Genomic DNA, 24,011 nt, shown 5'->3' with positions numbered 1-24,011 from the left:
GTACAGGCGTCAGAGATACAGCGGAGGAGGTTCAGTGACGACAGTCGAAACGCCCGAAGAGGACACTTCGGTAACTGTAAAACAGCCGAAATCCACGAAGGCGAAGATCCTCGACGTCGTCCGCTGGGTCGCCATCCTGCTGGTCGTCGGTTTCGCGGCGAAGACGCTCGTCACCAATTGGGGTGAATTCTGGCGGACCTTGTCCGAGGTCGCGTGGGAATCCTCCACGTTGAGCCTGCTCGCGCTCATCGCCGCGATCATGGTGTCGACCTACGGCTGGCAGGTCATGGTAGACGACCTCGGCAAGCCGATCGGCTACGCGAGGGGCGCGCAGATCTGCCTCGTCGGCTCGCTCGGCAAGTACGTGCCGGGTTCGGTGTGGGCGTACCTGCTGCAGATGGAGCTGGGCCGCAAGGCCGGGCTCGCCAGGGCCCGGATCTTCACCGGCTCGCTGATCCAGCTCGGCGTCGGCGTGGTGTCCGCGCTGGTCGTCTCGCTGCTCGCTGCCCCCGCGGTGTTCAGCAACAGCCCGCGGGCGATGTGGCTGTTCGTGCTCATCCCGGTCGGGCTGGCGATGCTGCACCCGCGCGTGCTCACCTGGGGCACGTCGCTCGTGCTGCGGATCCTGCGCCGCCCGCCGCTGGATCACCGGCTGAGCTGGTCGGTCGTCGGGAAGGTCTTCGGCTCGTCGACGGCCGCGTGGGCGCTGCAGGGCGTGCACCTGTGGCTGCTGGCGAACTCCGTCGGCACGCCGGGCTTCAGCGGTTTCGTGCTGTGCGTCGGCGCCATGGCGGTCGCGATGACCGTCGGCACGTTCGCGTTCATCCTGCCCAGCGGGGTCGGTGTCCGCGAGGTCGCGCAGGTCGCCGTGCTGACCGCGTCGGGCCTCACCGTCGGCCAGGCGACGGCGTTCGCCATCGCCTCGCGCGTCATGTTCACCGTCGCCGACCTGATCACCGCCGGCGCCGCCGCCCTCTCGGCCCGCCTCGTGACCCCGCGCATCTAGTCGACTAATTGCGGGGCGGGGCCTCAGGGGTTCAGCCGGTAGATCACCGCGTCGGCGTTGCGGTACACCTCGGTCACGAAGTTCAGTCCCTCCAGATCCCGAAGCCCGGCCTGCCGCGGGGCGCCCGTCGGGTAGCCGTACTGCCCGAGGATCACCCACCGCACGTTCAGCCGCGCCACCGCCGCCCGGACGTCGGGGTTCGACGGGTACTCGCGGAAATGCCACTCCAGCAGCCGCGCGTCCGACGGTGACAGCGTCTCGTCGAAATGCCCGGAAGTCGTGCGGACGCCGGAGATCGCGTAGGTCCACACCGTCCCGTCCAGCCGGTCGTTGAGCGCGCGCTCGCCGGGCTTCGTGAACGTGGCGAGCTTCTCCATCGCGACGACCTCGTCCGGGCTCACCGGCAGCTTGTGCGGGTCGATCCCGGGCGTGTTCGCGTAGCCGGACGCGACCTTCTCCGCGTTGGACCGCGCGTAGAAACCGTTGCTCAGGAAGGCGAACCCGCCGAACACCGCCAGCGCGACGACGAACGCGGGCACCTTCCGGAGCGCCACGGTGTCCCGCAGCCACGCCTGCGTCTCGGCGAGGCCGTGCGCCGCGATGATCGACAGCGGGACCGCCGCCATCGACATGAACCGGTACGGGTCGTTCCACCACGGCCGGGACAGCGCCAGCACGACGGGCTGCTCCGACGACGTCACCGCGATGTAGGCGAGCCCGGTGATCAGCGCCGTCACGCCGATCCACCGCAGCGCGCCCGCCCGCGAGAAGAAGATGAAGCCCAGCAGCAACGCCGCCGAAAGCCAGATCTGCGGATAGGGCTCGTGATGCTGGAAGCCCAGCAGCGCGCCGAGCGCCGTCGTCGCCCGCCATTCGACCGGCCAGCTGCGGTAGGGCACCTCGCCGTTCGCGAGGCCGATCGCGCCGAACAGCTGCAGCCCCGCCACGACGACCGCGAGGACCCCGACGATCGCCAGCGCCCGCAGGTCACGTCCGACCCGCCGCCACCGTTCACCGGGCGCGACCCAGCGTTGCAGCAGCAGCGGACCGGCGAACAGGATCGCGCCGAACAACGCCGACGAGTGCACGCACAGCAGCCCGACGGCGCTGATCAGCAGCACGAAGCCGGTGTCGGGCGCCGGGCGGTCGAGGTAGCGCTTCACCGCGACGGCGGCCAGCGGGGTCAGCGCGAGACCGAGCAGGAACGGGAGCAAAGGTCCCCTGCTCATCGATTCGTACAGGCTCATCACCGGCGCGATGGAGACGACCGCGACCGCGCCCGCGAACACCGCGCGCCCCCGGAACACGCGCACCATCGTGACCAGCGACAACGCCAGCAACGCGGGCAGCAGGGCGGTGTTCACGTCCAGCGTCAGCGGGATGCTCGCCGGACTGAGCGCGTACACCACGGACGCCAGCAGGTGGTACGCGTTGGGGTAGAACACCGGCGCCGCGTCGCCGTACCAGTTGACCTCGCCGGTGCCGAACAGGCTGCCGTCACCGGTCTCGGCGATCTGCCGGACGCCGTTCGCGTGGTACACGGCGTCGAACCCCTGCGGGATGGCGTCCAGCCTCCCCATCCCGCGGACCACCGCGTACATCCCGACGGCCGCCGCCAGCAGCAGGCACGCCCCGACGGCGAGGTGCCCGGACCGCCCCCACAGCGGTTCCTCGGGCGCGGGCGGCCATCGGCGCAGCGTGAGCCGTCGCAGGCCGAAGGCGGCACCGGCGAACAGGACCGTCGCCACCGCGTAGGTCACCGGGGTGAACGGGAGCCCGAGCGCGGCCGTCCACGGCCCGGCGAGACCGCCGATGGCGTAGCTCAGCAACGGGGTCGTCCCCGCGAGCACCCAGCCGCGCAGTCCGGCGGCGAGACCGGTGAGCAGACCGGGCAGGCCGATGACGAGCAGAGCGACACAGACCGTGAGGATGTCGGTCAGCAGGGAGGTCTGAGTGGGCACAGCGCTTCCTCGGGGTGGGGAATCCGCACGGAACCCCCGAGGTGCGGAACGGAATGGGAAACCAGATTAACGGCCGAGGGGTGGTACCCGAAGGAGTCACGTCCAGGAGGGAATTCGGAGTAGTGACCTCTACTCCGCGCACACCGGACTCACCCGTTCGTGTCAATTGACTGCGCCGAAAGAAACACGCTGGCGCCGCGTTCGATACTTGACCGTAGTCTTTTTGTCAGGGGAGTGGCTCAGCCCGGGAGGGGTGGGGATCAGGTGGTGATCGCGCTTGCCGTCGCCTGGTGCGTGCTCGCGATCTTCGTGCTGGTGGCCTGGCCCAAGATCGGCGCCGACAGGAACTGGCGCACCGTCGCGCTGCTGCTCACCCTCGGTTTCTCCCTGGCGCACCAGCTGGTGTTTTCGACCATCGCGGAAGACGCGTACATCACTTTCCGCTACGCCCAGAACATCGCCGACGGCAATGGTCCGGTGTTCAACACCGGCGAGCGGATCGAGGGCTACGCGAATTTCCTGTGGATGATCGTGATCGCGTTGCCGAAGGCCGCTTTCGGTACCGATATCGAAACCGCCGCGATAGTGCTCGGCGTCCTCGCCACCCTCGGCGCCGTGCTGCTCGCGCACGTGACGGTGAACCGGGTGGTCGAGCGGGCGGCGGGGGAGTCGCGCCCGGCCGCCGGGGTGGCCGCCGCGGTACTCGTCGCGGGCGCCGGCGGCCTCGCCGCGTACGGCGGATCCGGCACCGAGACGCCGTTGTTCGTGCTGCTCGTGTTCGGTGTCTTCGCCGCGCTCGCGGCCCGGCGCCCGGTCGTCGCGGGCGTACTCGTCGCCTTCGCGATGATGACGCGTCCGGCAGGGGTCCTGCTCGCGATCCTCATCGGCGGCTGGCTGGTCGTCGCCGCCCTGCGCGGCCGCTACACCTGGTGGGCCCCGGCGGCCTGGCTGCTCGGCGGGCTCGTCTTCGCCGCGCCGTGGACGGCGTGGCGGATGACCTACTACGACCACGTGCTGCCCACGTCGGTCGTCATCCCCTTCGACCTCGACGTCCCGGACCGGATCGACCGAGGGTGGCAGTACCTGTCGGGGTTTTCGGTGGTCCACCAGGGATTCCTGCTGCTCGGCCTGGTCGCGGCGGGGGCGCTGCTCCTGCGCTGCACCGGCCGGACCCCGCACGAGGCCGAGGCCAGGTCGCTGGCCTGGCTGATGCTCGTCACGGCCGTCGCGATCGCCGGGTTCGTCGTCTACTTCGGCGGCGACGCGAGGCCTGCCTGGCGACTGCTCGCGCCGATCCCGCCGCTGCTGTCCGTCGCGGCCGTGTCCGTCTACGGCGTGCTCACCGCGACCGCGAAACCGAGCCCGCGACCGCGTCCGCCGCTCCAGCGGCTGATGCCGGCCGCCGCGCTGGCGCTGTCCGGGCTCGCGGTGCTGGTCTCGGTGTTCAGCCCGGAGATGCTGGCCCGCGTGCGCGCCTGGCACGACCACGGAGCGCAACTGGAGGAGATCGGCCGCTGGCTCGACGCCTACCTGCCGCCCGGTTCGGTCGTGAGCACGTCCGCGCCCGGCGTGCTGTCGTACCACGCCGGGACGCAGCTCCAGATCGTCGGCGTCCGAGGTCAGACCGATGCCGAGGAAGCAGGCGAAGCCGTCGTCTCCCGGAGACACCCGACGATCGCCGTCGTCACCGACAACGGCTACTCGCCCGCACAGTCCTGCGTGATCGATCCGGCGTACTCGGCGAGGTATCGCGTCGCGACCTTCGTGCGTGAAGGGACGTCGTCCTGGCTCGCCGTGTTCCTGCGGGCGGACGTCGAGCGTTCGGTGAGGGCGGCCCTCGACCGCTCACCCGATTTCCGCCACGTACCGTGCCCTTCGTGAGTGTCGACGAACGCGTTTCCCCCAGCCGGCCGGCGGTGCTCGAATCGAGCTCGTGGCTGTCCGGCCTCGGCGTGTTCGCCGCCGCGCTCACCGTGCTGCTCGTCCGCTTCCTGGTGCCGAGGCCGGTCGGGATGGCCGACAACGGCGACGGCTTCCGCGTGCTGTGCGGCGCGGGCATCCCGTGGAAGGGCAAACCGGAGCCGTTCGTGCACCTCGCCTACACCGCGCCGGTGGGCGAATGCGACGCCACCTATCTCCTGACCCAGAGCTGGTTCGCGCGGATCGCGCGGTGGATCGGCGGGCTGCTCGGCCTCGAATCGACGCTCAGCCTGGTCGTGCTCGGCGTGCTCTCCAGCGTCCTCGCCGCCGCCGCGGTCGCGCTGATCGTCGTCGGACTGCCGTATTCGCGGCGCGTCCGCGGCTTCGCGGCCGCGGGGCTGCTGCTGGTCGTCGCGGACTCCGCGTTCTTCGGTTACTTCGCTTCCGTGCTCGGCGAAGGCGCCGCGTTCCTCGGCCTGCTGCTCGCCGTCGGCGGCCTGCTGGTCTCCGCGCGGCCTGGATGGTGGCGCTACGCGGGCCTGGCCGTGCTGCTGTTCGGCGGCATCGTGGCGGTCAACGCCAAGGTCCAGACGCTGATGATCCTGCCGCTGCTCGCGCTCGCCGCGCTGCTCGTCCGCCCGGCGGGCGTCAGCGGCCTGAAGCGCTGGCTTCCCGTGGTGTTCGTCGTCGGAGCGCTCGCCGGAGGCACGGCGTACGCGCAGCAGACCGTCGAACCGGCGAAGCTGCCCGACGGCTCTCTCGCCGCGCGTCCCGGCGACGATTCGCGCGAGATCAACATGTTCAACACGATCTTCCTGACCATTGTGGACGGTCGGCACGACACCGGGGCCGACCTCGCCGCACTGGGGCTGCCCGCTTCGTTCGGCCAGTACGCGGGCAACGGCTGGTGGCATCCGAAGCCCGCGACGAGGGATCCCGAGTACCCGAAATACCGCGAAAAGATCAGCAGGCGCAACGTCGTCGAGTACTTCGCGACGCATCCCTGGCGCACCGTCGGAATCCTGGACCGCGCGGCGGGCGATCTGCTCACCGCGCGGCCGCCCTACCTCGGCAGCTTCGACCAGTCGGCCGGATTCGCCCCGGAGGCACAGGAACACCGCGTCCCGGTGGCGTCGGCCATCACGAAACTCTTGGCACCACTGGGTTTCTTCGCCTTGCTGCCGATCTGGTTCCTGCTCGCTTGGCGCGGCTGGAGGGCCCGGCGCGACGCGGTGGGCGTCGCACTGGGCTTCCTGCTCGCCGTCGCCGTCGGCCAGTTCGCGCTGGCCGCGCTGGGCGACGGCCTGGAGAACGTCAAGCACCAGGTGATCGCCTTGTACTGCACGCTGCTCGGCGTCGTCCTGGCGCTGGTGACGTTCGCGCGTCAGGACCGCTTGAGGTCGTCCGCGACGTCCAACGTCCCTTGATGCGGCCGGAAGCCGTTGAACGCCTTGAAACCCGCCCGGCCCGGTGCCGTCGGGAACGACACGAGCGCGGCGAAGATCAGTAGCGCGACGGCGTCGACCCAGAACACCGCCGCACCGCCGACGAAATGCAGGTTCACCGCGATGTAGAGGAAGAACAGCGCGCCGACCCAGAGCCGCCGTCCTTCGCCCCGCTGCTGATCGAGCACGATCGCGACGAGCGCGACGAGCAGCGGCGCCATCATCACGAACACCCGCGGGGTGTCGGTCGCGACGAGCCGTCCGGCCAGGCAGCAGGCGAACAGCCAGATGCTGGAGATCAGGAGTTCCGCGCGCAGGCCGTGCCGGCGGTACTGCTGGTACAGGCCGTAGCCGAAGATCAGCCAGAAGAAGTGGAACGTGGTGAACAGCTCGACCTGGCCGGCGCCCTTGTTCGCGTTGAGCGCGAAGCGGATGTTGTCGAGCAGTCCGCTGTTGGACTGGCCCGCGCCGAACCCGTAGTCGCCGCCGATGAGGTTCTGCGCCCAGATCCGGTAGCCGAGGTAGATGCCCACGGCGACCACGAAGACGCCGATGCCGCCCAGGACATCGCGATCACGGAACGACCGGCCGCGCGTCCACGCGATCAGCGGGTACAGCGGAGCCAGCAGGAGCGTCGTCTCCTTGTTGATCGCGCCGAGCACGATGACGATCGCGAACGGGATCAGCTTGCGCTTGAGGATGAACCAGATCGCGAGCAGATAGAGCAGGTTGTTGAGCGGGTCGACCAGCCACGGGTTGCTGAAGGCGTACGGCGCGTACCAGAACGTGCAGGCCAGCGCGACGGCGGCGAGCACCGAAGTGAACAGCTGCAGTTTCAGGTACGAGCGCAGGAATTCGAAGAAGACGATTACCGTGGCGAGCGTGACCACGAAGGTGAAGGCCACCCACAGGACGTCGAGGGAGAGCCCGGTCAGCAGATTGCCCCGGTGGATGATCCACGGGCTCAGCATCCGCAACGCGAAAGGGTTCTCGACGGCCGCACCGGTCTGCTCCGACATGCGGTAGTAGTTCAGCGCGTCACCCCAGGCCGCTTCGTGCGGTTTGGGGAACTTCGGCATGAAGGAGATCAGGTTGATCAGCGAAACCGTGCCGAGCGCGAGATAGGCCCAGAGGCGCTGAGCGCCAGGCCCCCCTCGCGGCAGGAGCGTGATTTCGGTGGTTTCGTGCGTCACGATCACATGTTAGGGCAGTGACCTGCGGTGATCGGACGAAAGGTCACCTGTGACCTACGCGACCGTAGGTAGGTTACCCTACGGTAGCGTAACCTGAACGAATGGCCGAACTCGTTTACCCGCCCGTCATCATGGCGGCGAAGCTGATGTTCCGGGTGCTGGACAACCGCATCCGGGTGGAGGGGACCGAGCACATCCCGTCGACGGGCGGGGCGGTCATCGCCTGCAACCACGTGAGCTACCTCGACTTCATCTTCTGCGGGCTCGGCGCGCGGCCGGCGAAACGCCTGGTCAGGTTCATGGCGAAGAAGGAGATCTTCAGCAACCGGATCGCCGGGCCGCTCATGCGCGGTATGCACCACATCTCCGTCGATCGCGGCGCGGGTCTCGCTTCGTACCGCGAAGCCGTCGAGCGGCTGAAGGCCGGAGAGGTCGTCGGGGTGTTCCCCGAAGCCACGATCAGCCGGTCCTTCACCGTGAAGGACATCAAGTCCGGCGCCGTCCGGATGGCCGCCGAAGCGGGCGTCCCGGTCGTGCCGATGGCGCTGTGGGGCACGCAGCGGCTGTGGACCAAGGGCCGTCCGAAGGACCTCACCAAACGCCACGTCCCGATCTCGATCCTCGCCGGCGAGCCGATGCACCCGAAGGCCGACGAGGACGCCGAAGTCCTTTCGAAGGACCTTCGGGTGCGGATGTCCGCGCTCGTGGAACGCGTCCAGGCCGATTACCCGGAGAAGCCGGGCTCCGACGACGAGCGCTGGTGGCTGCCCGCGCACCTCGGCGGCACCGCGCCGACGCCGGAAGAGGCCGCGAAGCTCGACCGCGAAGGCCGCTGAAGGCCGGTCAGAACCAGCGTTCGAGGACCTGTGCGACGCCGTCCTCGGAGTTCGGCGCGGTCACCTCGTCGGCGACGTCCAGCACGTCGCGGTGCGCGTTCGCCATCGCCACCCCGTGCCCGGCCCAGCCGAGCATCTCGATGTCGTTGGGCATGTCACCGAACGCGATCACCCGCTCGGCCGGCACGCCCAGCCGCTCGGCGACCTCGGCCAGCCCGGTCGCCTTGGTGACGCCGTGCGCGGAGACCTCGATCAGGCCGGAGTTCGTCGAGTAGGTGATGTCGACCGCGCCTTCGAGCACCTCGCGCGCGGCCCGCGCCATCTCGTCGGAGGTCATCCCGCGCCTGCTGATCATCAGCTTGATCGCCGGATGCCCGAGCACCTCGGCCCGCGGCGCCTGCGTGCCCTCGTTGTCGCCCCACGGGTTGTGGTAGTCCGGTTCGATCACGAAATTGCGCATTTCCTCATCGGCCGCGGACTCGCCGATCCGCTCGGTGGCGTACCGGCAGCCGGGAAGAGCGTGATCAAGAGCACTCACGGCGTCGTGCAGCAGCGTCGGTTCCAGCAGGCCGTGGACCGCCACGATCCGGTCCGTCCCGATCTCGTACAGCACCGCGCCGTTCGCGCAGACCGCGTACCCGGTCAGGTCCAGCGGGTTCGCGATCGGGGCGATCCAGCGCGGCGGACGGCCGCTGACCAGCACGAACGGGACCCCGTCCTCGGTGACGCGCCGGACGGCGCCGATCGTGCGTTCGGTCAGGACCTCCATCGGGCCGAGCAGGGTGCCATCGACGTCGGAGGCGATCAAGAGGGGTTTGTCCACCGGCACATTGTCGCCGAAGATCCGCCCATCGGGCGAAGCGTCGGTCTGGACCAGTACCTTCCCCCGTGTGCGCGTAGGCATCGTGATCCTTCCGGAAGATCGTTGGTGGGCGGCCGAGCCGAAATGGCGGGCCGCCGAGGAGTACGGCTTCGACCACGCTTGGACGTACGACCACCTCGGCTGGCGGAACCTCGTCGACGGCCCGTGGTTCAGTGCGATGCCAACGTTGACGGCGGCCGCCATGGTGACGTCGAAGATCAGACTGGGCACCTTCGTCGCGTCGCCGGTCGCGCGGCACCCCGTGCCGTTCACCCGCGAGCTGACCACCCTCGACGACATCTCCGACGGCCGGTTCATCCTCGGCGTGGGCGCCGGCGTCCCGCACACCCATTACGACGCCGCCGTCCTCGACGGCCCGGAACTGTCGGTCAAGGAGCGCACGGACCGCTTCACCGAGTTCGTCGAAGCGCTCGACGGACTGCTGATGACCGACGGTTTCGACTTCGAGGGCGACCACTACCGGGCCAAGGGCGCCCGGAACCTGCCCGGTTGCGTGCAGCGGCCCCGGCTGCCGTTCCTGGTGGCCGCGAACGGCCCGCGCACCATGACGCTCGCCGCGCGGTTCGGCGCGGGCTGGGTCACCACCGGCGTCAAGGCGGAGACCCAGGACGAATGGTGGAAGGGCATCGCGGAACTCGTGAAGACCTTCGACGAGCGACTCGACGCCGTCGGCCGGGACAAGGCGGGCGTCCAGCGGTTCCTGAGCCTCGACTCGGCGCCGGTCTTCTCCCTCTCCAGCGTCGGCGCGTTCACCGACGCCGCCGGGCGGGCCGGTGAACTCGGGTTCACCGACATCGTCACCCACTGGCCCCGGTCCGGGGACTACTACGTCGGGCGCGAATCGACGCTCGAAGAGGTCGTCAGCGACGTACTCCCGGTACTCCAAGGAAGAAACTCCTAGGCCGATCGGGTGACATCGGTGGGCCGACTCAACCGGTTCCGCCTAGCGGTCGTCTGAGGGATGAGTACAGCGAGTGGGTGCGGCCTTCTTCGGCTGCCCCTCATGGGTCACCCCGGGGGTGAATGGGGGACTGAGGCTCGCGTGGTCGCGGCGGGGGCAGTCCGCGACCACGCGAGCTGTGTTTATTTGTCGCGCGCTGACGGAAACATTTCGCCGGGCGCCGACCACGTGGAGCTCGCGTTTTCGGGGTAGGCGCCCGGCAAAATGTTTCCGTGGCCTTCGGCCGAAAGAGGGCGCGCGACGGTGAAGTCTCCGTCGGGCGCGGGGCGCCCTTGGGGAGACCGTTCGGTGAAGGGGACTTCCCCGCGTCACATGTGGTGAAGGGGGCTTTCACCGCATCTGACGTGGTGAAGGGGGCTTTCCTCGCGTCAGATGTGGTGAAAGCGTCCTTCGGTCCCCGTCAGGGGGGTCAGCGGGTCAGGGTGTAGATCGAGGCGCCCGCGTTGCCGAAGTCCTTCCGCAGGAAGTTCAGCCCGTCCAGATCCCGCAGCCCCGGCGCCGGCGGCTCACCGATCTTGATCGGCGTGCTCCCGATCAGCACGTGCTTGATGTTCAGCCGCTTCACCGCGGCCTGCACCTCGGGGTCGGTGTCGTAGTCCCGGAAGTGCAACGCCAGGTACTTCGCGTCCGGCGGCGGCACGCCCGGGTCGTAGTGCCCGGCGACCGGGTGGATGCCGGTGATCGCGTACAGCCAGGCCGTCCCGTCGAAGCGCTCGTTGAGCACCTTCTCGTCCGGTCCGATGTTCATCTTGGTCAGCTGGTCCATCGCCGCCAGCTCGTCGGCGCTGACCGGCGGCGTGACCTCGCCCTCGGGCCCGTTGTAGTACAGGAACGACACCGCGTGCGCGTTCGACTCGGTGTAGAAGCCCTTGGTCAGCACGGCCGACGCGGCCACGACGAACACGGCGGTCGCCAGCCCGAGCCGGGCGGGCAGCGCGGGACGGCTCTTCACCCAGGACCGCCCGCTCGCCCACTTCGCGAACCAGCGCTGCAGCTCCGCCATCCCGTGCCCGGCCAGCAGGCACAGCGGGATCGCGGCGAGCGCCATCAGGCGGTACCGGTCGTTCCACCACGGCCGCGACAGCGAGATCACCCACGGCTCCGCGCCGAACGACGCGACCAGCACGAACAACGCCGAGAAGCCGATCGCCGAAAGCCCCACCCAGCGCATCCGGCCGAGCCGGAACAGGCTCAGGACGCCGATGGCCAGCAGCACCGTCAGCCACACCTGCGGCGCGCTCAGCACCTGCCGGAAGGTCACCAGCAGCCCCAGCGACTTCAGCACCGGCAGCTGCGAGCCCCACGCGTAATAAGGGTAGGAACCCGAAGTGAATTTCAGGGCGCCCAGGATGTGCGGCGCCGCGAGCACCGCGCTGCCCACCATCACCGGCACCATCTTGACGACGTCGCCGCCGATGACCCGCCAGCCGCCGCGGCCCTCCGGCACGCCGTCGAGCGGCTTGTGCCGCAGCGCGCGGTACCAGCGCTGCACCACCAGCGGGAACGCGAACAGCAGCGCGCCGAACAGCGCCGACGAGTGCGCCGCCAGCAGCCCGACGGCGGTCAGCGCGAGCACGTAGCCGGTGTCGAGACCCGGCCGCGCGAGGAACCTGGCCAGCGCGACCACGGCCAGCGGCGTCAGCACGATCCCCAGCGCGAACGGCAGCAGCCCGCTGGACACCGACTCGTACGCGCCGGTGGTGGCCGCGGCGGCCACCAGGGCCGTGCAGCCCGCGAACACCGCGCGCCCGCCGAGCTGGCGGATCAGGGCGACCATCGACAGCGCGAAGATCCCGGCGACCGGCATCGTGATGGCGTTCAGCGTGACCGGGATCGTCGTGCCCGAGATCGAGTACACGAGCGAGCCGACCAGGTGATACGCGTTCGGGTAGAACGAGCCGTCCGGGTACCAGTTGATGGTGCCCATGCCGGTCAGCGAGCCGTCGCCGGTCTCGGCGATGTAGCGGATGCCGTTCGCGTGGAACACGGTGTCCCAGCGCTGGAACACCGCCGTCGTCCCGCCGCGGGCGGAGAGCACCACGAGGATCGAGATGCCGATGGCCAGCGCGACGCAGGCCGCGACGGCGTAGTGCGCGCGGGGGTGCCACTTGGTCGGCGGCTCTTCGGCGCCCGGCTTGATCCAGCCGCGCGCCTGACCCAGCCTGCGCAGGCCGAAGCCGATCCCGGCGAGCACGGCCGTGACGGCCGCCACGGTGAGGGGGTTGTACGACACGCCAGCGAGTGCCAGCCACGGACCGGCCAGCCCGGTTACCGTGTAGGACAACAGCGGGGCCAGCCCCGCCAGTGCCCAGCCGCGCAGGCCGGCGGCACGGCCGACGAGTCCGCCGGGGACCGCCAGCACGGCCAGGTACGTGATGGTCGCACCGAAGTACGACCAGAAGGTGTCCGGAGTAGGCACTGCTTCCTAAATGTGTCTGTCGAAGGTGAAAACCGGTGCTCGGTGCAGGGCACGGAGTTGACCTGCGTACCCTCGACGCCCGTGAGCGCGCACACGAACCCCGACAAGATTACTGAAGCCGATTTCGCCGGCTACGACCTCATCGTGGTCGGGTCCGGATTCTTCGGGCTGACCGTGGCCGAACGGGCCGCGGCCGAGCTCGGCAAGAAGGTCCTCGTGCTGGAGCGGCGCCATCACATCGGTGGCAACGCCTACTCCGAAGCCGAGCCGGAGACCGGGATCGAGGTGCACCGTTACGGTGCGCACCTGTTCCACACCTCTAACAAGCGCGTGTGGGAGTACGTCAACCGCTTCACCTCCTTCACCGGCTACCAGCACAGGGTCTTCGCCAAGGTCAAGGACCAGGTCTACTCGTTCCCGATGAACCTCGGCCTGATCAACGAGTTCTTCGGCAAGTCGCACACGCCGGACGAGGCCCGTGAGCTGATCGCCAAGCAGTCGTCGGAGTTCGAGACCGCGAACGCGCAGAACCTCGAAGAGAAGGCGATCTCGCTGGTCGGCCGCCCGCTGTACGAGGCGTTCATCCGCGGCTACACGGCCAAGCAGTGGGAGAACGACCCGAAGAACCTCGGCGCCGACATCATCACCCGGCTCCCGGTCCGCTACACCTTCGACAACCGGTACTTCAACGACACCTACGAGGGTCTGCCGGTCGACGGCTACACCGCGTGGCTCGAGAAGATGGCCGAGCACGAGAACATCGAGGTGCGGCTGAACGTCGACTACTTCGACGTCCGCGAGCACATCCCCGCCGGCACCCCGACCGTCTACACCGGGCCGCTGGACCGCTACTTCGGCTACTCCGAGGGCCGCTTCAGCTGGCGCACGGTGGACTTCGAGTCCGAGGTCGTCGAGACGGGCGACTTCCAGGGCACCTCGGTGGTCAACTACAACGACGAAGAAGTGCCCTACACCCGGATCATCGAGTTCCGGCACTTCCACCCGGAGCGCAAGCACTACCCGAACGACAAGACGGTCGTGTTCCGCGAGTACTCGCGCTTCGCCGGCGAGGCCGACGAGCCGTACTACCCGATCAACACCCCGGAGAACCGCGAGAAGCTCGAGGCCTACCGCGAGCTGGCGAAGGCCGAGGCCAAGGACAAGAACGTGCTGTTCGGCGGCCGTCTCGGTACCTACAAGTACCTCGACATGCACATGGCCATCGGCTCGGCGCTGTCCGCGTTCGACAACAAGATCGCGCCGCACCTGACCGATGGCGCGCCTCTGGACGGGTCCCTCGATGCTTGAGAAGGGCGCACCCACGGGTGAGGTCGCGGTCCTGGCCAAGGCTCAGGGCGTTCTGAAGAGCGACATCACGGTCAAGGCGGCACGGGGTCTTTCGCACTTCGGCGAGCACAGCGCGGGATGGTTCGCGCTGGGGCTCGTCGGGGCCGCGGTGGACAAGAAGCGGCGCAAGGACTGGCTGGTCGCGGCGGCGGGCGTCGTCGGCGCGCACGCCGCGTCGATCGCGGTGAAGCGCGTGGTCAGGCGGCCCCGGCCGGACCACCCGAGCGTCGAGGTCCTGGTCTCCACGCCGAGCAAGCTGAGCTTTCCGTCTTCGCACGCGACTTCGACTACGGCGGCGGCGGTGCTCTACTCCGGATTGACCGGGCGTAACCTGGTCCCGGCCCTGGTACCGCCGATGCTGGCCTCCCGGCTCGTGCTCGGCGTCCACTACCCGACCGACGTTCTGGCCGGAGCGGCCCTTGGGGGCGTAGTCGGCGGCTTGATACGTAGGAAGCTGAAGCGACGATGAGTGAAACGACCGAGAAGGCCGATTCCAAGCCTGACGATGTAGAACCCGTGGCCGAGGCCGCCGAACCGAAGAAGGTCGCCGGCGGTCTCGTCGGCGGCATCATCAAGACGGCACGCCCGCGTCAGTGGGTGAAGAACGTGCTGGTGTTCGCCGCGCCGTTCTTCGCCTTTTCGAAGTCGACGGACCGGACCGGCCTGCTGATCGCCGCGCTGATCGCCTTCGCGGCGTTCTCGCTGGTGGCCTCCTCGGTCTATCTCATCAACGACGCTGTCGACGTCGAGGCGGACAAGGCGCACCCGACCAAGCGGAACCGGCCGATCGCGGCCGGGATCGTGCCGGTCCCGGTGGCCTACGTCTCGGCGGTGGTGTTCTTCGCCCTCGGTCTCGGCATCTCGTTCTTCGCCAGCTGGCAGCTCGCGGTCGTGCTCGCGGTCTACGAGGCCGTCCAGCTCGGCTACTGCTTCGGGCTCAAGCACCAGCCGGTGGTCGACCTGGCCATCGTCGGCTCGGGCTTCCTGATGCGGTCGATCGCCGGTGGTGTGGCGGGCGGTATCGCGATGTCGCAGTGGTTCCTGCTGGTCACCGCGTTCGGCTCGCTGTTCATGGTGGCGGGCAAGCGCTACGCCGAGATCATGCTCTTCGAGCGCACCGGGGCGAAGATCCGGTCTTCGCTCAAGAAGTACTCGGCGAGCTACCTGCGGTTCGTCTGGGCGACGTCCGCGGCGATCCTGATCATGTCGTACTGCCTGTGGGCGTTCGAGATCCGCCAGGTCGAGCACGACTCGGTCTGGGCGGTCGTCTCGATGGTCCCGTTCGTGGTCGCCGTCCTGCGCTACGCCGTCGACGTCGACGGCGGCAACGCGGGCGAGCCGGAGGAGATCGCGCTCAAGGACCGCGTGCTCCAGGTGCTCGGCGCGAGCTGGGTGGTCACGCTGTTCCTGTCGTTCTATCTCTGATTCGACAGCTCGGACACAGCGCATCCACAGGTTGCGCACGCATCCTCGGTGGTGGGAGCGGGTAGGACACCCGCTCCCATCGACCTAGGAGCGAAAGATGAGCGACCCTCAGCGGCCGTCCGGCGACGACGACAAGACGGTCGAGCAACCCGCCGTCGGTGACGAGACCGCGAAGAAGCCCGACGAGACGCCGTCCGAAACGCCCGCCGCCGCCCCGGCCGAACCTCCCGCCGGGCCACCGCCGGGCTGGGTGCCGCCACAGCAGGCTCCGCCGGAGAAGGGCGGCTTCCGCCGTTTCGCCGGGCATCGCGCGACGCAGCTGGTCGCGGTCGGCCTGCTCGGCTTCCTCCTCGGCGGAGGGATCATCGGCACCGCCGTCGGTCTCGCCGTCGCCAGGCACGACGACCGGCCGGGGATTTCCCGCGAACACCGTGGTCCAGGCGGTCCCGGTATGCACCGGGACTTCCGTGAAGGTCCCGGTGACCGGGGCTGGCGTGACCAGTCCCATGGCGGGTAGATAACGGAATCATCACGGCACCGTGTACGGTGTTCGTGATGCGAAGCGCCTCCGCTGAACTTCCCCAGGCTTCCGGTGCGCTGCCGGTAGCCGCCGTCCTCACCCGCCCCTGGGTTCTGCCAGCCGGGGCGGCGGTGGCCTCGGCCCTGGTGTTCGTGCTGGTCAGCGGGCATTTGATCGACGACACGTATATCACGCTGTCGTACGCGAAGAACCTCGCCTTCCACGGCCATTGGGGCCTGATCGAGGACGGCACCGCCAACACCGCGACGTCGCCGCTGAACGTCCTCGTGCTGGGGCTGGTCACGTTCATCGTCCGGGACGCCGTCTTCGCCGCCGGGATCGTCTTCGTCGCGAGCCAGGTGGCGCTCGTCCTCGGCCTGCGCCGGATCGGCGCCGCGACCGGCCTCCCCGCCGGATTCGCGCCGCTGGCGCTGGGCCTGCTGCTGGTGAACCCGCTGCTGCTGTCGTCGGTCGGCCTCGAAGTCGCGCTCGGCGCGGCGGCCGTCGTCTGGCTGATGGTGCTGCTGCACGAACGCCGTCCCGCCGCCGCGGGCGCGGTGATCGGCCTGATCGCGCTGATCCGGATCGACCTGCTGCTGATCGCGTTCGTGCTGTTCCTCGCGCGCCGTGAGTTCTGGGAGGGCATCTGGCGCCTGACGTTCGCCGCGCTCGCGGTGATGCTGCCGTGGTTCGGGTTCAGCTGGCTGACCCTGGGTTCGGCGGTGCCGGACACCCTGGTCATCAAGATCATGCAGCGGTCGTGGGGACCGTTCAGCTTCACCAACGGCCCGCTGCTGTACTGGCGCAACTTCCCGCTCGCGGCGACACTTTCCTTTCTGCCGCTCGTGATCGGCGGACTCGCCGGTCTACTGTGGACGTTCCACTACCGGCGCGGTTCGGAGCGGGCGAAGCGCCTGGCGCCGTTCGCGACCCTCGCGATCGCCGGTGCGACGCACTATCTGGCCTACTGCTGGCTGAACGTCCCGCCGTACCACTGGTACTACGCGCCGAGCATCGTCGGCGCGACGGTCTTCCTCGCCGCGGCCGCCTGCGCGGTCCCCGGCCGGGCCCGGCTCGGCGCGGGAATCCTCGCCGGCGCGTTCCTGCTCGCGAGCGCTTTCGCCTACGCGACCCCCGAACTGCCGCGCCGGTTCGCGCCCATCACCAGCAACCACGCCGCGTCCGACGAATACCGGCGGATCGGCTCGCAACTGGCCGAACTGACCAAGGGGCGCAAGGTGGAAAGCGCGGGCGAGGTCGGCGCGCTCGCCTACGCCTGCGACTGCGACATCGTCGACCAGTTCTCCGACCGCGGCGCGGTCGACCCGGCGATCATCGAGACGAAGAACCGCAGCAGCGAACTCGGCAAGGCGCTGCTGGCGGCGAACTTCCGGTTCTTCGACCACAGCGTCCCGCCCGCGACCCCGGATCTGGTGCTGGCCACCGGGAAGAAACCGCCGTCGAACGCGCTGGCGACCTGGACCATCCACTCGCCGTGGATGGGCACCCAAAGCCTCTACCTGCTCCCGGCCCGCTGACCTCCCGCCCGCTGACCCCCGCTCCCGCGCGTTTCGTCCTCTGAATGCGGTAGTTCGCGACGCCAACTACCGCATTCAGAGGACGAAACGCGTGAGGGGCAGCGGCGGGAGCGGGCGGGGTCGGCTCGCGTGGCGTCACTGCGGTCGTGAGTGGCAAAAGGGTTATTGAGGGGGGCGAAGTCGCCCTGCCGGTGAGCGGGGTCAACGCCTGGTGGGGTGTCTGCTTCTGCCCGCCGGGTGGCCTCGCCGGAAGGGTTGCGAAAGCCACTTTCGCAACCTTCAGTGTTGCGAAGGTGGCTTTCGCAACACCAGCTCCCACGAGACCGCATTGGGCCGCAGGGTGGTCGTGAGTTCTGGTGTCCCCAATGCGGCATTGGGGACACCCAACGTCCCCAATGCCGCATTGGGGACACGGCGGCGCGGCTCGGTGCGGCGCGGCGCGGCTCGGCGCAAGTAGAGGACGAAACGCGAGGGGGTCAGCGGCGGGAGTGGGCGCGGTCGGCTCGCGTGACCGCCAGCAGGTCCCGCTGGTAGACCACGGACCCGTCGGCGAAGACGAACTGGAGCACCGGCCGCGCCGGGAAACTCCGCCCCAGGTACAGCGCGGTCACCGAACGCACGACGCCCGAGGGCATCTCGTCGAAGGTGCGGAACGGCTGCGCGGGATCCTCGCCCTCCAGCAGCTTCGCCGGGTACACGACGGCCAGCCGACGGTCGGACAGCGTCAGCCGCGCCTCACCCTTGCCGCCGGCGAGGTGGTCCGCGAGCCGCGCGGCGGTCTGGTCGGCGGTCCGCGCGACGACCCAGTAGGCGATCGTCGGATCGTCGGTCCAGTCGCCTTCGAGGACGTCCGGCGCGGGCAGCGGCCACCGCGTTTTCCCGGTCACCACAGGGGTTTCCCGCGACGGCTCATAAGGCAGTGTGAGCTTGCCGTCCAGCAGCAAGCCGACGTACCCGTGCGCGGGCGGGCAGCCGACGATCAGGCGTTCGCCGGGCGCGAGCCAGAACTGGTGCAGTTCCCGTTCGACGATCTCGTCGACGGTCTTCGCGGTCAGCGGCGTGTTCTCCATCAGCTCACCGTCACCGAGTACAGCCAGGCGAACTGGCGCGGATCGTCGCAGTCGAACAGGAAATCCATCCCTGAACCGTCCACAAAGGACGCCCGCAGGCACGGTCGGCGCTTCTTGCCGTGTTCGGCCACCGCGAAACCGGCGATCCGATCGCGCGGGATCCCGGCGCGCGGCACCATCTCGTGCCGCGCGATCGGGACGCCCTCGGCGTTCTCGCCGTAGGTCTTCGTGGTCATGATCGCGGCGATGTCCTTGCCGGTCTTGACCACGCCCTTGCCGAACCCGATCGCCTTCGACATGAACGACTTCTCGGCGGGCTTTTCCGGCTCCGGCGGCGGGATGAACTTCTCCAGCACCAGCAGCCGCGCGCTGGTCAGCGCCCACAGCCGCGAAAGCGAACCGCTGGTGGACAGCTCCCGCACCGCCGCGTGCGCGATACCGCCCTGTTCGCCGAGCACGATGACCTGCGGTGACGGCGGATTCGAAGCGCCGCCGTCGTCCTCGCCGCCCAGCGCGGCGCTGACGAAGTCACCGGCGAAGTTCGCCGCGCCCGAGCCGATCTTGCCCAGCACGCTCTTCTTCGGGACACCCCAAGGGTCGAGGCCGCGTACGTCGTAGTTCAAGGTGCGGCCGTACGCGGCCCACAGCAGCCGTTCGCCCGGGTTCAGCGAAGGCAGGGCCTGCGACGCGGCCCCGAGCGGGTAGCCGAGATTCATTCTTCGATCGTGAACCCTCTGTCGGTCGCCGCGCGGCGCTCTTCCTCGGACGACGAGTCCTGCGACTCGTTGTACCCGGCCTTGACGCCTTGCTCGACGCCCAGCTCCGTCAGATTACCGGCACTGCCGCGGAAAGCGGCCTTGCCGAAGCTGGTCGTCCCGCTCATGCCCATCGCCCGCAGCCCGGCCTCGGTGAGGTTCGTGGTGAGCGCGTCCGAGCCCTCGCCGCCGACGCCGTACCGGTTCGCGAACTTGTTGGCGGTCTTGGAGGCCCCAGTCGCCGGGTTGGCCTTCGTGACGATCTTGGCGAGGGGGTTCTTGTCGATCTGGTCGGCCAGCCGCTTCTGCAGCCAGTTGCCGTCACGCAGGCCCTCGGTGCGCTCGACGACCTTCTTCAGCGGCCCGTTGCGGAGCATCTTCAGGATGTCTTCGAGCTTCTCGATCAACGGCTTGAGCTTGCCGAGCAGCTGCTTGACCTTCATCCCGAGCCGTCCGCCGGTCACCGCGACCTGACCGGCCGTGGCCGCGCCCGCCGCGCCGACCGAGGCGCCCGCCGTGATCCACGAGGCGGCCAGCGCGGCCAGCCACTCGATGATCAGGCCCATCACCAGTTCCTGGATGATGTCGATGACGATCTCGACGAACGCGTCGAACAGGTCGGCGGCGATCTCCAGGATCTGCTGCAGCCCGCGGACGTCGTTCGCGAACGCCTTGGCGCCGCCCGAGAACTCGGTCATCTGGCCGCGGAAGGCGTCGCCCGCGTCGCCCTTCCAGGCTTCCTTGGTGCCGTCTGCCCGCTTCTGCTCGTGCTCGGCGACGCCGTCGAGCCACTTGGCCGTCTGCTCCCAGCCCTTGGCGGTGCTGCGCATCTGCTCGGGGTCGCCGATCGCGGGTTCCAGCACCAGTTCGACCAGCGGGCTGATCACGATCCCGATCAGGAAGCCGAGCCCGTTGTCCAAAAAGGACTGACCGGGGCTCATCACGAGCTGGAGCTGTTCCATCCGCGCGTGCACGGCCGCGATCGCGACGTCCGGCGGGCTGCTCGCCCTGGCGACGTCCGAGGACGTGCTGACCCACGAGCTGCCGTAGCCGCCGTTCTGCTCCCAGAACCCCTTGCGACCCGAGTCGCCCGCGCTGTTGAGGTCGCTCAGGCTGCCGGGGCCGCTGCCGCCGTCGTCCAGCCCGGCGCCGAGGCCGGTGATGACCTCGGCGGTGCCCTGGTTGTGCTCGGTGTAGGTCTTCGCCGCGGTGGTGGTCTTGTCGGCGATCTGGTCCATGAAGGACTTCGCCTGCTCGGCGAGGTCCTGGCATTCCTGGAGGCCCTCGAAGTACTTGAACGCCATCAGCTCGCCGAGCGGGCCGAAGCAGTCGTCGGAGACCCTGGCCTGCTCCAGCAGGCTCGCGAGGCTGCCGAAGTTGCCCGAGGCCTCTTTGGACCCCGTGGAGTGCGCGGTGAGCGCCTCCGTCTGGACGCCGAAGCCGGTCATGAGTCCCTCCGCAGGATCGGGCCGCCGAAGTCGTCGTCCTCGGCGGGAGCGGGGCGCGACGGACGCTGGGTGCGGACAGGCTGTTGCTGAACCGGCGCGGCCGGTCCGGCGAGGGATTCCGCGGGCGGGGGAGCGCTCGGCCCGAGCGGTTCGACGTGGGCGTTGAACGCCTCTTTGAACTGCTCCGCGCGATCGCCGAGGATCGGCTGGACGGTCTGCTGCATCGCGGCCGCCGCCTGCTGCGTGGCTTCTCTGATCGCGTTCAGGATGTCCTGTTGCAACGCGGTGTGCGTGCGGTTCATCGCCTTGGGGGACAGCTGGAGTCCCAGCAGCGCGCCGGACGGGGCGACGGTCACCGTCACCGAGCCGTCGGCGTTGCGCGCGGATCCGCGCAGCCCGGCGATCTTGTCCTTCAGTTCCGCGGCTTTGGCGGCCTGCTCCTGAAACGACCGGATGGCCGCGTCGAGCTTGGCTTCCTGGTCAGCCATCGATTCCTCTCAACCCGTGACGGAAGGGGGACCCCTCCCGGTCCGTGCACGGGGTGAGACGACAGTGGCGGCGGGGCCGTTCCCTAGATCGGGAGTTTGCGGAAGATCGGCCGCGGGATGTGCCGCAGGGCCGACATGACCAGGCGGAACGGCGCGGGCGACCACACCAGTTCCTTGCCCGCGCGCGAGGCGGCGATCGAGGTCTCGGCGACCTGCTCGACGTCGACCGTCAGCGGGGCGTCCTTCATGCCCTCGGTCATCTTGGTCCGGACCTGGCCCGAGCGGACGACCGTGATCTGCACGCCGAACTCGGCCAGCGCCTCGCCGAGGCCCAGGTAGAAGCCATCGAAACCGGCCTTGGAGGAGCCGTAGACGAAGTTCGACCGGCGGACGCGCTCACCGGCGACCGACGACAGCGCGATGACCTTGCCGTGGCCCTGCTTCTTGAGCTTTTCGGACAGCGCGACACCCACCGAAACCGCGGCCGTGTAGTTCACGGTCGCCGCCTCGACGGCCTTCGCGTGGTCCTGCCACAGCTCTTCCTGGTCGCCGAGCAGACCGAACGCGACGACGGCGACGTCGATGTCGCCGCCCTCGAACGCCTTGTCCAGCACGGCGGGGTGCGTGTCCAGGGCCTTGGCGTCGAAGTCCACGCATACCACTTCGGCGCCCTTGTCCTTCAGGCGCTGCGCGGCCGCGTCGAGCCGGGACGACTGACGGCCGGCCAGCACCACCCGGAGGGGGCGCTCGGCCAGGTACTTCTCCGCGATCGCGAGCGCGATGTCGGAGGTGCCGCCGAGCAGCAGCAGGGACTGGGGGTTGCCAACAGCGTCGATCACAGTTCCAACCTTCGGGACATGTCAGAGGCGAAAACGCCTTCGGGGTCAACGGAAGCGCGGACCTTGCGCCATTCCTCGAGACGCGGGTACATCTTCGCGAAGTTCTCCGCGGAGGTGCGCGAGTCCTTCGCCGTGTACAGACGGCCGCCGATCGCGAGCACGTCCTCGTCGAGTTCCTGGCAGAACCGGCTCAGCCCGTCCTTGATCGGGAAGTCGAGGCAGACCATCCAGCCGGGGTGCGGGAACGACAGCGGCGCCGCGTTGCCCTCGCCCATCTGCTTGAACACGTTGAGGAACGACACGTGCCCGGAGTCCGCGACCTTCTGGATGATCCGGCGCAGCGGCTCGTGCGCGTTCAGCGGCGTGCTGAACTGGTACTGCAGGAAGCCGTTGGTGCCGTACGCGCGGTTCCACTCGCCGAACAGGTCGAGCGGGTGATAGAAGGCCGTCAGGCTCTGGATCTGGTCGCGCGCGTTCTTCGCGGTCTTGCGGTAGTACAGCTCGCCGACCATGGAGAACGACAGCTTGTTCGCCAGCCCGTTCGGGAAGATGTCCGGCAGGGTGGCCAGGGTCCCCGGGTTGAACTTGAGCGGGTCGGCCCGCAGCTTGGGCGGCAGTTCGTCCAGCTTGGCGAGTGAACCGCGCTGGAAGGCCGCGCGGCCGAGCTTCGCACCCTTGGAGATCGAGTCGAACCAGCCGGACGAGTACGTGTAGTTGTCCTCGGAACCGTCGGTGACCAGCGCCAGGGTCTCGTCGAGGTTCGCCGTGCGCTGGATGTCGGCCTTGAAGTAGGCCGTCTCCGTCTTGGTCATCCGGATCTTGGCCCGGACGATGATGCCGGTCAGGCCGATGCCCGCCACGGTCGCCCAGAACAGCTCCGCGTCGGGGCCGTCCGGCGTGATCGTGCGCACCTGCCCGTCGGCGGTGACCAGGTCCATCGACACCACGTGGTTGCCGAAGCTGCCCGCCGAGTGGTGGTTCTTGCCGTGGATGTCGTTGGCGATCGCGCCGCCGATGGTCACCTGGCGCGTACCCGGCAGCACCGGGACCCACAGGCCGTACGGCAGGCCCTCGCGCATCAGCTTGTCGAGGCTGACCCCGGCGTCGAGGTCGACAATGCCGGAGTCCGGTTCGATCGAGTGGATGCGGTCCAGCGCGGTCATGTCGACGACCAGGCCGCCCGCGTTCTGCGCCGGGTCGCCGTAGGACCGGCCGAGTCCGCGCGCGATGACCCCGCGCTCCCCGGCCCGGGTCACCGCCTTGGCGATGGCCTCCACGTCGGGGGTGCTCAGGACGTCCGCGATGGTCGGCGACGTCCTTGCCCAGCCCATGAGCGACTGCCGCTGTGTCTTGGGTGCTTGGGTCACGCCGACCAGGGTAACCACGCCGAACACTGCCCGGAACGTGACCCTGAAGTGCTCGCTTCTACACTTTGCGCATCAGCCCCAGCAGTTTATGAGGTAGAGCAGTGGTGGCGACCGACCCGAAAGCCGGTGCGACGGCAGCAGCGCCGTCCTCCCCTGGGCTGCTCGGGCAGCTCATCCGCTTCGGCCTCATCGGCGGCTTCTGCGCCTTGGTCGACTTCGGCGTCTACCAGGGACTTCGCGCCCTCGGCATGGACGCGACGCCGTGGGAGGACGTCGCCCGCGCGCTCAGTTTCATCGTGGGTACCACGACCGCGTTCTTCCTGAACCGCAAGTTCACCTTCGCCGGTGGACGCCAGGAGGGCGCACGTCAGATCGGTAGCTTCGTACTCCTGTACGCCGTGACGTTCCTCGTCGCCGTCGGCGTCAACCGCACGATGCTGCACGTCCTGCCGGACTCGGCCTGGAAGGCCACCATCGGCTGGGTCGTTTCGCAGGCAACCGCGACCGTGATCAATTTCGTCATGCTCAAGTGGGTCGTCTTCCGCGAGCCCCGCGACATCGTCACCAGCACAGAGGAGAACTGAGGATTC

21 protein-coding genes are annotated in these 24,011 nt (G+C 69.0%); 11 read left to right on the top strand and 10 right to left on the bottom strand.

What is annotated here, in order from left to right; translation table 11 throughout:
• The first annotated feature begins 34 nt into the window (after positions 1 to 34).
• Complete coding sequence (locus tag B0293_RS09175; protein WP_005149597.1) at positions 35 to 1,006, top strand: lysylphosphatidylglycerol synthase transmembrane domain-containing protein; 972 nt, start codon at positions 35 to 37, stop codon at positions 1,004 to 1,006.
• Between the two features lie 23 nt (positions 1,007 to 1,029).
• On the opposite strand, the gene B0293_RS09170 is transcribed toward B0293_RS09175, so the two are convergent.
• Positions 1,030 to 2,967, bottom strand: coding sequence for a DUF6541 family protein (locus B0293_RS09170; RefSeq protein WP_005149598.1), 1,938 nt, complete (start codon positions 2,965 to 2,967; stop codon positions 1,030 to 1,032).
• Positions 2,968 to 3,231: 264 nt separating this feature from the next.
• Between B0293_RS09170 and B0293_RS09165 the strand changes: the two genes are divergently transcribed.
• Both B0293_RS09165 and wsfD read left to right on the top strand, forming a co-directional pair.
• Positions 3,232 to 4,848 carry a hypothetical protein gene (locus B0293_RS09165; RefSeq protein ID WP_005149599.1) on the top strand — a complete coding sequence of 539 codons (1,617 nt, stop codon included), beginning with the start codon at positions 3,232 to 3,234 and terminating at the stop codon, positions 4,846 to 4,848.
• A 35-nt stretch (positions 4,849 to 4,883) separates the two neighbouring features.
• Complete coding sequence (gene wsfD, locus B0293_RS09160; RefSeq protein WP_039914966.1) at positions 4,884 to 6,314, top strand: glycan biosynthesis hexose transferase WsfD; 1,431 nt, start codon at positions 4,884 to 4,886, stop codon at positions 6,312 to 6,314.
• Here wsfD and B0293_RS09155 read toward each other — a convergent pair.
• Complete coding sequence (locus B0293_RS09155; protein ID WP_143254538.1) at positions 6,272 to 7,525, bottom strand: hypothetical protein; 1,254 nt, start codon at positions 7,523 to 7,525, stop codon at positions 6,272 to 6,274. The genes wsfD and B0293_RS09155 overlap by 43 nt on opposite strands.
• Before the next feature lie 101 nt (positions 7,526 to 7,626).
• Here B0293_RS09155 and B0293_RS09150 point away from each other — a divergent pair, with 101 nt between their 5' ends.
• Positions 7,627 to 8,361, top strand: a complete 735-nt coding sequence (locus B0293_RS09150; RefSeq protein ID WP_005149604.1) for a lysophospholipid acyltransferase family protein — start codon at positions 7,627 to 7,629, stop codon at positions 8,359 to 8,361.
• Between the two features lie 7 nt (positions 8,362 to 8,368).
• Here B0293_RS09150 and B0293_RS09145 read toward each other — a convergent pair whose 3' ends face one another.
• Positions 8,369 to 9,265, bottom strand: a complete 897-nt coding sequence (locus B0293_RS09145) for an HAD family hydrolase (RefSeq protein WP_005149605.1) — start codon at positions 9,263 to 9,265, stop codon at positions 8,369 to 8,371.
• On the opposite strand from B0293_RS09145, the gene B0293_RS09140 reads away from it, so the two are divergent.
• Positions 9,252 to 10,145, top strand: a complete 894-nt coding sequence (locus B0293_RS09140; RefSeq protein WP_005149606.1) for an LLM class flavin-dependent oxidoreductase — start codon at positions 9,252 to 9,254, stop codon at positions 10,143 to 10,145. The two genes, B0293_RS09145 and B0293_RS09140, sit on opposite strands and share 14 nt — an antisense overlap.
• A gap of 469 nt (positions 10,146 to 10,614) precedes the next feature.
• On the opposite strand, the gene B0293_RS09135 is transcribed toward B0293_RS09140, so the two are convergent.
• Positions 10,615 to 12,624 (bottom strand): DUF6541 family protein, encoded by a 2,010-nt coding sequence (locus B0293_RS09135; protein ID WP_005149607.1) that lies wholly within the window; start codon positions 12,622 to 12,624, stop codon positions 10,615 to 10,617.
• Between the two features lie 81 nt (positions 12,625 to 12,705).
• Here B0293_RS09135 and glf point away from each other — a divergent pair, with 81 nt between their 5' ends.
• From glf to B0293_RS09110, 5 genes are all read left to right on the top strand, one after another.
• Positions 12,706 to 13,932, top strand: coding sequence for a UDP-galactopyranose mutase (gene glf / locus B0293_RS09130; RefSeq protein ID WP_005149608.1), 1,227 nt, complete (start codon positions 12,706 to 12,708; stop codon positions 13,930 to 13,932).
• Positions 13,925 to 14,440 (top strand): phosphatase PAP2 family protein, encoded by a 516-nt coding sequence (locus tag B0293_RS09125; RefSeq protein WP_005149609.1) that lies wholly within the window; start codon positions 13,925 to 13,927, stop codon positions 14,438 to 14,440. Before glf ends, B0293_RS09125 begins: the two co-directional genes overlap by 8 nt.
• Positions 14,437 to 15,396 (top strand): decaprenyl-phosphate phosphoribosyltransferase, encoded by a 960-nt coding sequence (locus B0293_RS09120; RefSeq protein WP_005149610.1) that lies wholly within the window; start codon positions 14,437 to 14,439, stop codon positions 15,394 to 15,396. Before B0293_RS09125 ends, B0293_RS09120 begins: the two co-directional genes overlap by 4 nt.
• A gap of 97 nt (positions 15,397 to 15,493) precedes the next feature.
• Positions 15,494 to 15,913, top strand: coding sequence for a hypothetical protein (locus B0293_RS09115; protein ID WP_005149611.1), 420 nt, complete (start codon positions 15,494 to 15,496; stop codon positions 15,911 to 15,913).
• Between the two features lie 38 nt (positions 15,914 to 15,951).
• On the top strand, positions 15,952 to 17,454 hold the full coding sequence (locus B0293_RS09110; RefSeq protein WP_039914975.1) for a hypothetical protein: 1,503 nt from the start codon (positions 15,952 to 15,954) through the stop codon (positions 17,452 to 17,454).
• 476 nt (positions 17,455 to 17,930) lie between these two features.
• On the opposite strand, the gene B0293_RS09105 is transcribed toward B0293_RS09110, so the two are convergent.
• The 6 genes from B0293_RS09105 to B0293_RS09080 all read right to left on the bottom strand — a co-directional run bounded on the left by B0293_RS09105 (position 17,931) and on the right by B0293_RS09080 (position 23,421).
• A complete protein-coding gene (locus tag B0293_RS09105; protein WP_005149614.1) occupies positions 17,931 to 18,524 on the bottom strand; it encodes a hypothetical protein in 594 nt (197 codons plus the stop codon).
• Positions 18,524 to 19,240 carry a hypothetical protein gene (locus tag B0293_RS09100; RefSeq protein ID WP_005149616.1) on the bottom strand — a complete coding sequence of 239 codons (717 nt, stop codon included), beginning with the start codon at positions 19,238 to 19,240 and terminating at the stop codon, positions 18,524 to 18,526. The genes B0293_RS09105 and B0293_RS09100 overlap by 1 nt, the downstream gene beginning before the upstream one ends.
• On the bottom strand, positions 19,237 to 20,727 hold the full coding sequence (locus B0293_RS09095; RefSeq protein ID WP_005149617.1) for a WXG100 family type VII secretion target: 1,491 nt from the start codon (positions 20,725 to 20,727) through the stop codon (positions 19,237 to 19,239). The genes B0293_RS09100 and B0293_RS09095 overlap by 4 nt, the downstream gene beginning before the upstream one ends.
• Positions 20,724 to 21,215 carry a YbaB/EbfC family nucleoid-associated protein gene (locus tag B0293_RS09090; protein WP_005149618.1) on the bottom strand — a complete coding sequence of 164 codons (492 nt, stop codon included), beginning with the start codon at positions 21,213 to 21,215 and terminating at the stop codon, positions 20,724 to 20,726. Before B0293_RS09090 ends, B0293_RS09095 begins: the two co-directional genes overlap by 4 nt.
• An 83-nt stretch (positions 21,216 to 21,298) precedes the next feature.
• Positions 21,299 to 22,054, bottom strand: coding sequence for a decaprenylphospho-beta-D-erythro-pentofuranosid-2-ulose 2-reductase (locus B0293_RS09085; protein ID WP_005149619.1), 756 nt, complete (start codon positions 22,052 to 22,054; stop codon positions 21,299 to 21,301).
• Positions 22,051 to 23,421 carry an FAD-binding oxidoreductase gene (locus tag B0293_RS09080; RefSeq protein WP_039914978.1) on the bottom strand — a complete coding sequence of 457 codons (1,371 nt, stop codon included), beginning with the start codon at positions 23,419 to 23,421 and terminating at the stop codon, positions 22,051 to 22,053. The genes B0293_RS09085 and B0293_RS09080 overlap by 4 nt, the downstream gene beginning before the upstream one ends.
• A 101-nt stretch (positions 23,422 to 23,522) precedes the next feature.
• Here B0293_RS09080 and B0293_RS09075 point away from each other — a divergent pair, with 101 nt between their 5' ends.
• The gene (locus B0293_RS09075) at positions 23,523 to 24,005 is read left to right on the top strand and encodes a GtrA family protein (protein WP_039914887.1); all 483 of its coding nucleotides are present in this window, start codon (positions 23,523 to 23,525) and stop codon (positions 24,003 to 24,005) included.
• Positions 24,006 to 24,011 lie beyond the last annotated feature (6 nt).

The organism is Amycolatopsis azurea DSM 43854 (assembly GCF_001995215.1).
GTDB classification, from domain to species: Bacteria; Actinomycetota; Actinomycetes; order Mycobacteriales; family Pseudonocardiaceae; genus Amycolatopsis; species Amycolatopsis azurea.
This window is presented reverse-complemented; position numbering and strand designations above follow the sequence as displayed.

Coding starts and splice junctions, on each gene's coding strand:
- B0293_RS09115 (WP_005149611.1), top strand. CDS start 15,494: ATGAGCGACCCTCAGCGGCCGTCCGGCGACGACGACAAGACGGTCGAG.
- B0293_RS09095 (WP_005149617.1), bottom strand. CDS start 20,727: ATGACCGGCTTCGGCGTCCAGACGGAGGCGCTCACCGCGCACTCCACG.
- B0293_RS09110 (WP_039914975.1), top strand. CDS start 15,952: ATGCGAAGCGCCTCCGCTGAACTTCCCCAGGCTTCCGGTGCGCTGCCG.
- B0293_RS09100 (WP_005149616.1), bottom strand. CDS start 19,240: ATGAATCTCGGCTACCCGCTCGGGGCCGCGTCGCAGGCCCTGCCTTCG.
- B0293_RS09150 (WP_005149604.1), top strand. CDS start 7,627: ATGGCCGAACTCGTTTACCCGCCCGTCATCATGGCGGCGAAGCTGATG.
- B0293_RS09090 (WP_005149618.1), bottom strand. CDS start 21,215: ATGGCTGACCAGGAAGCCAAGCTCGACGCGGCCATCCGGTCGTTTCAG.
- B0293_RS09125 (WP_005149609.1), top strand. CDS start 13,925: ATGCTTGAGAAGGGCGCACCCACGGGTGAGGTCGCGGTCCTGGCCAAG.
- B0293_RS09105 (WP_005149614.1), bottom strand. CDS start 18,524: ATGGAGAACACGCCGCTGACCGCGAAGACCGTCGACGAGATCGTCGAA.
- B0293_RS09120 (WP_005149610.1), top strand. CDS start 14,437: ATGAGTGAAACGACCGAGAAGGCCGATTCCAAGCCTGACGATGTAGAA.
- B0293_RS09145 (WP_005149605.1), bottom strand. CDS start 9,265: ATGCCTACGCGCACACGGGGGAAGGTACTGGTCCAGACCGACGCTTCG.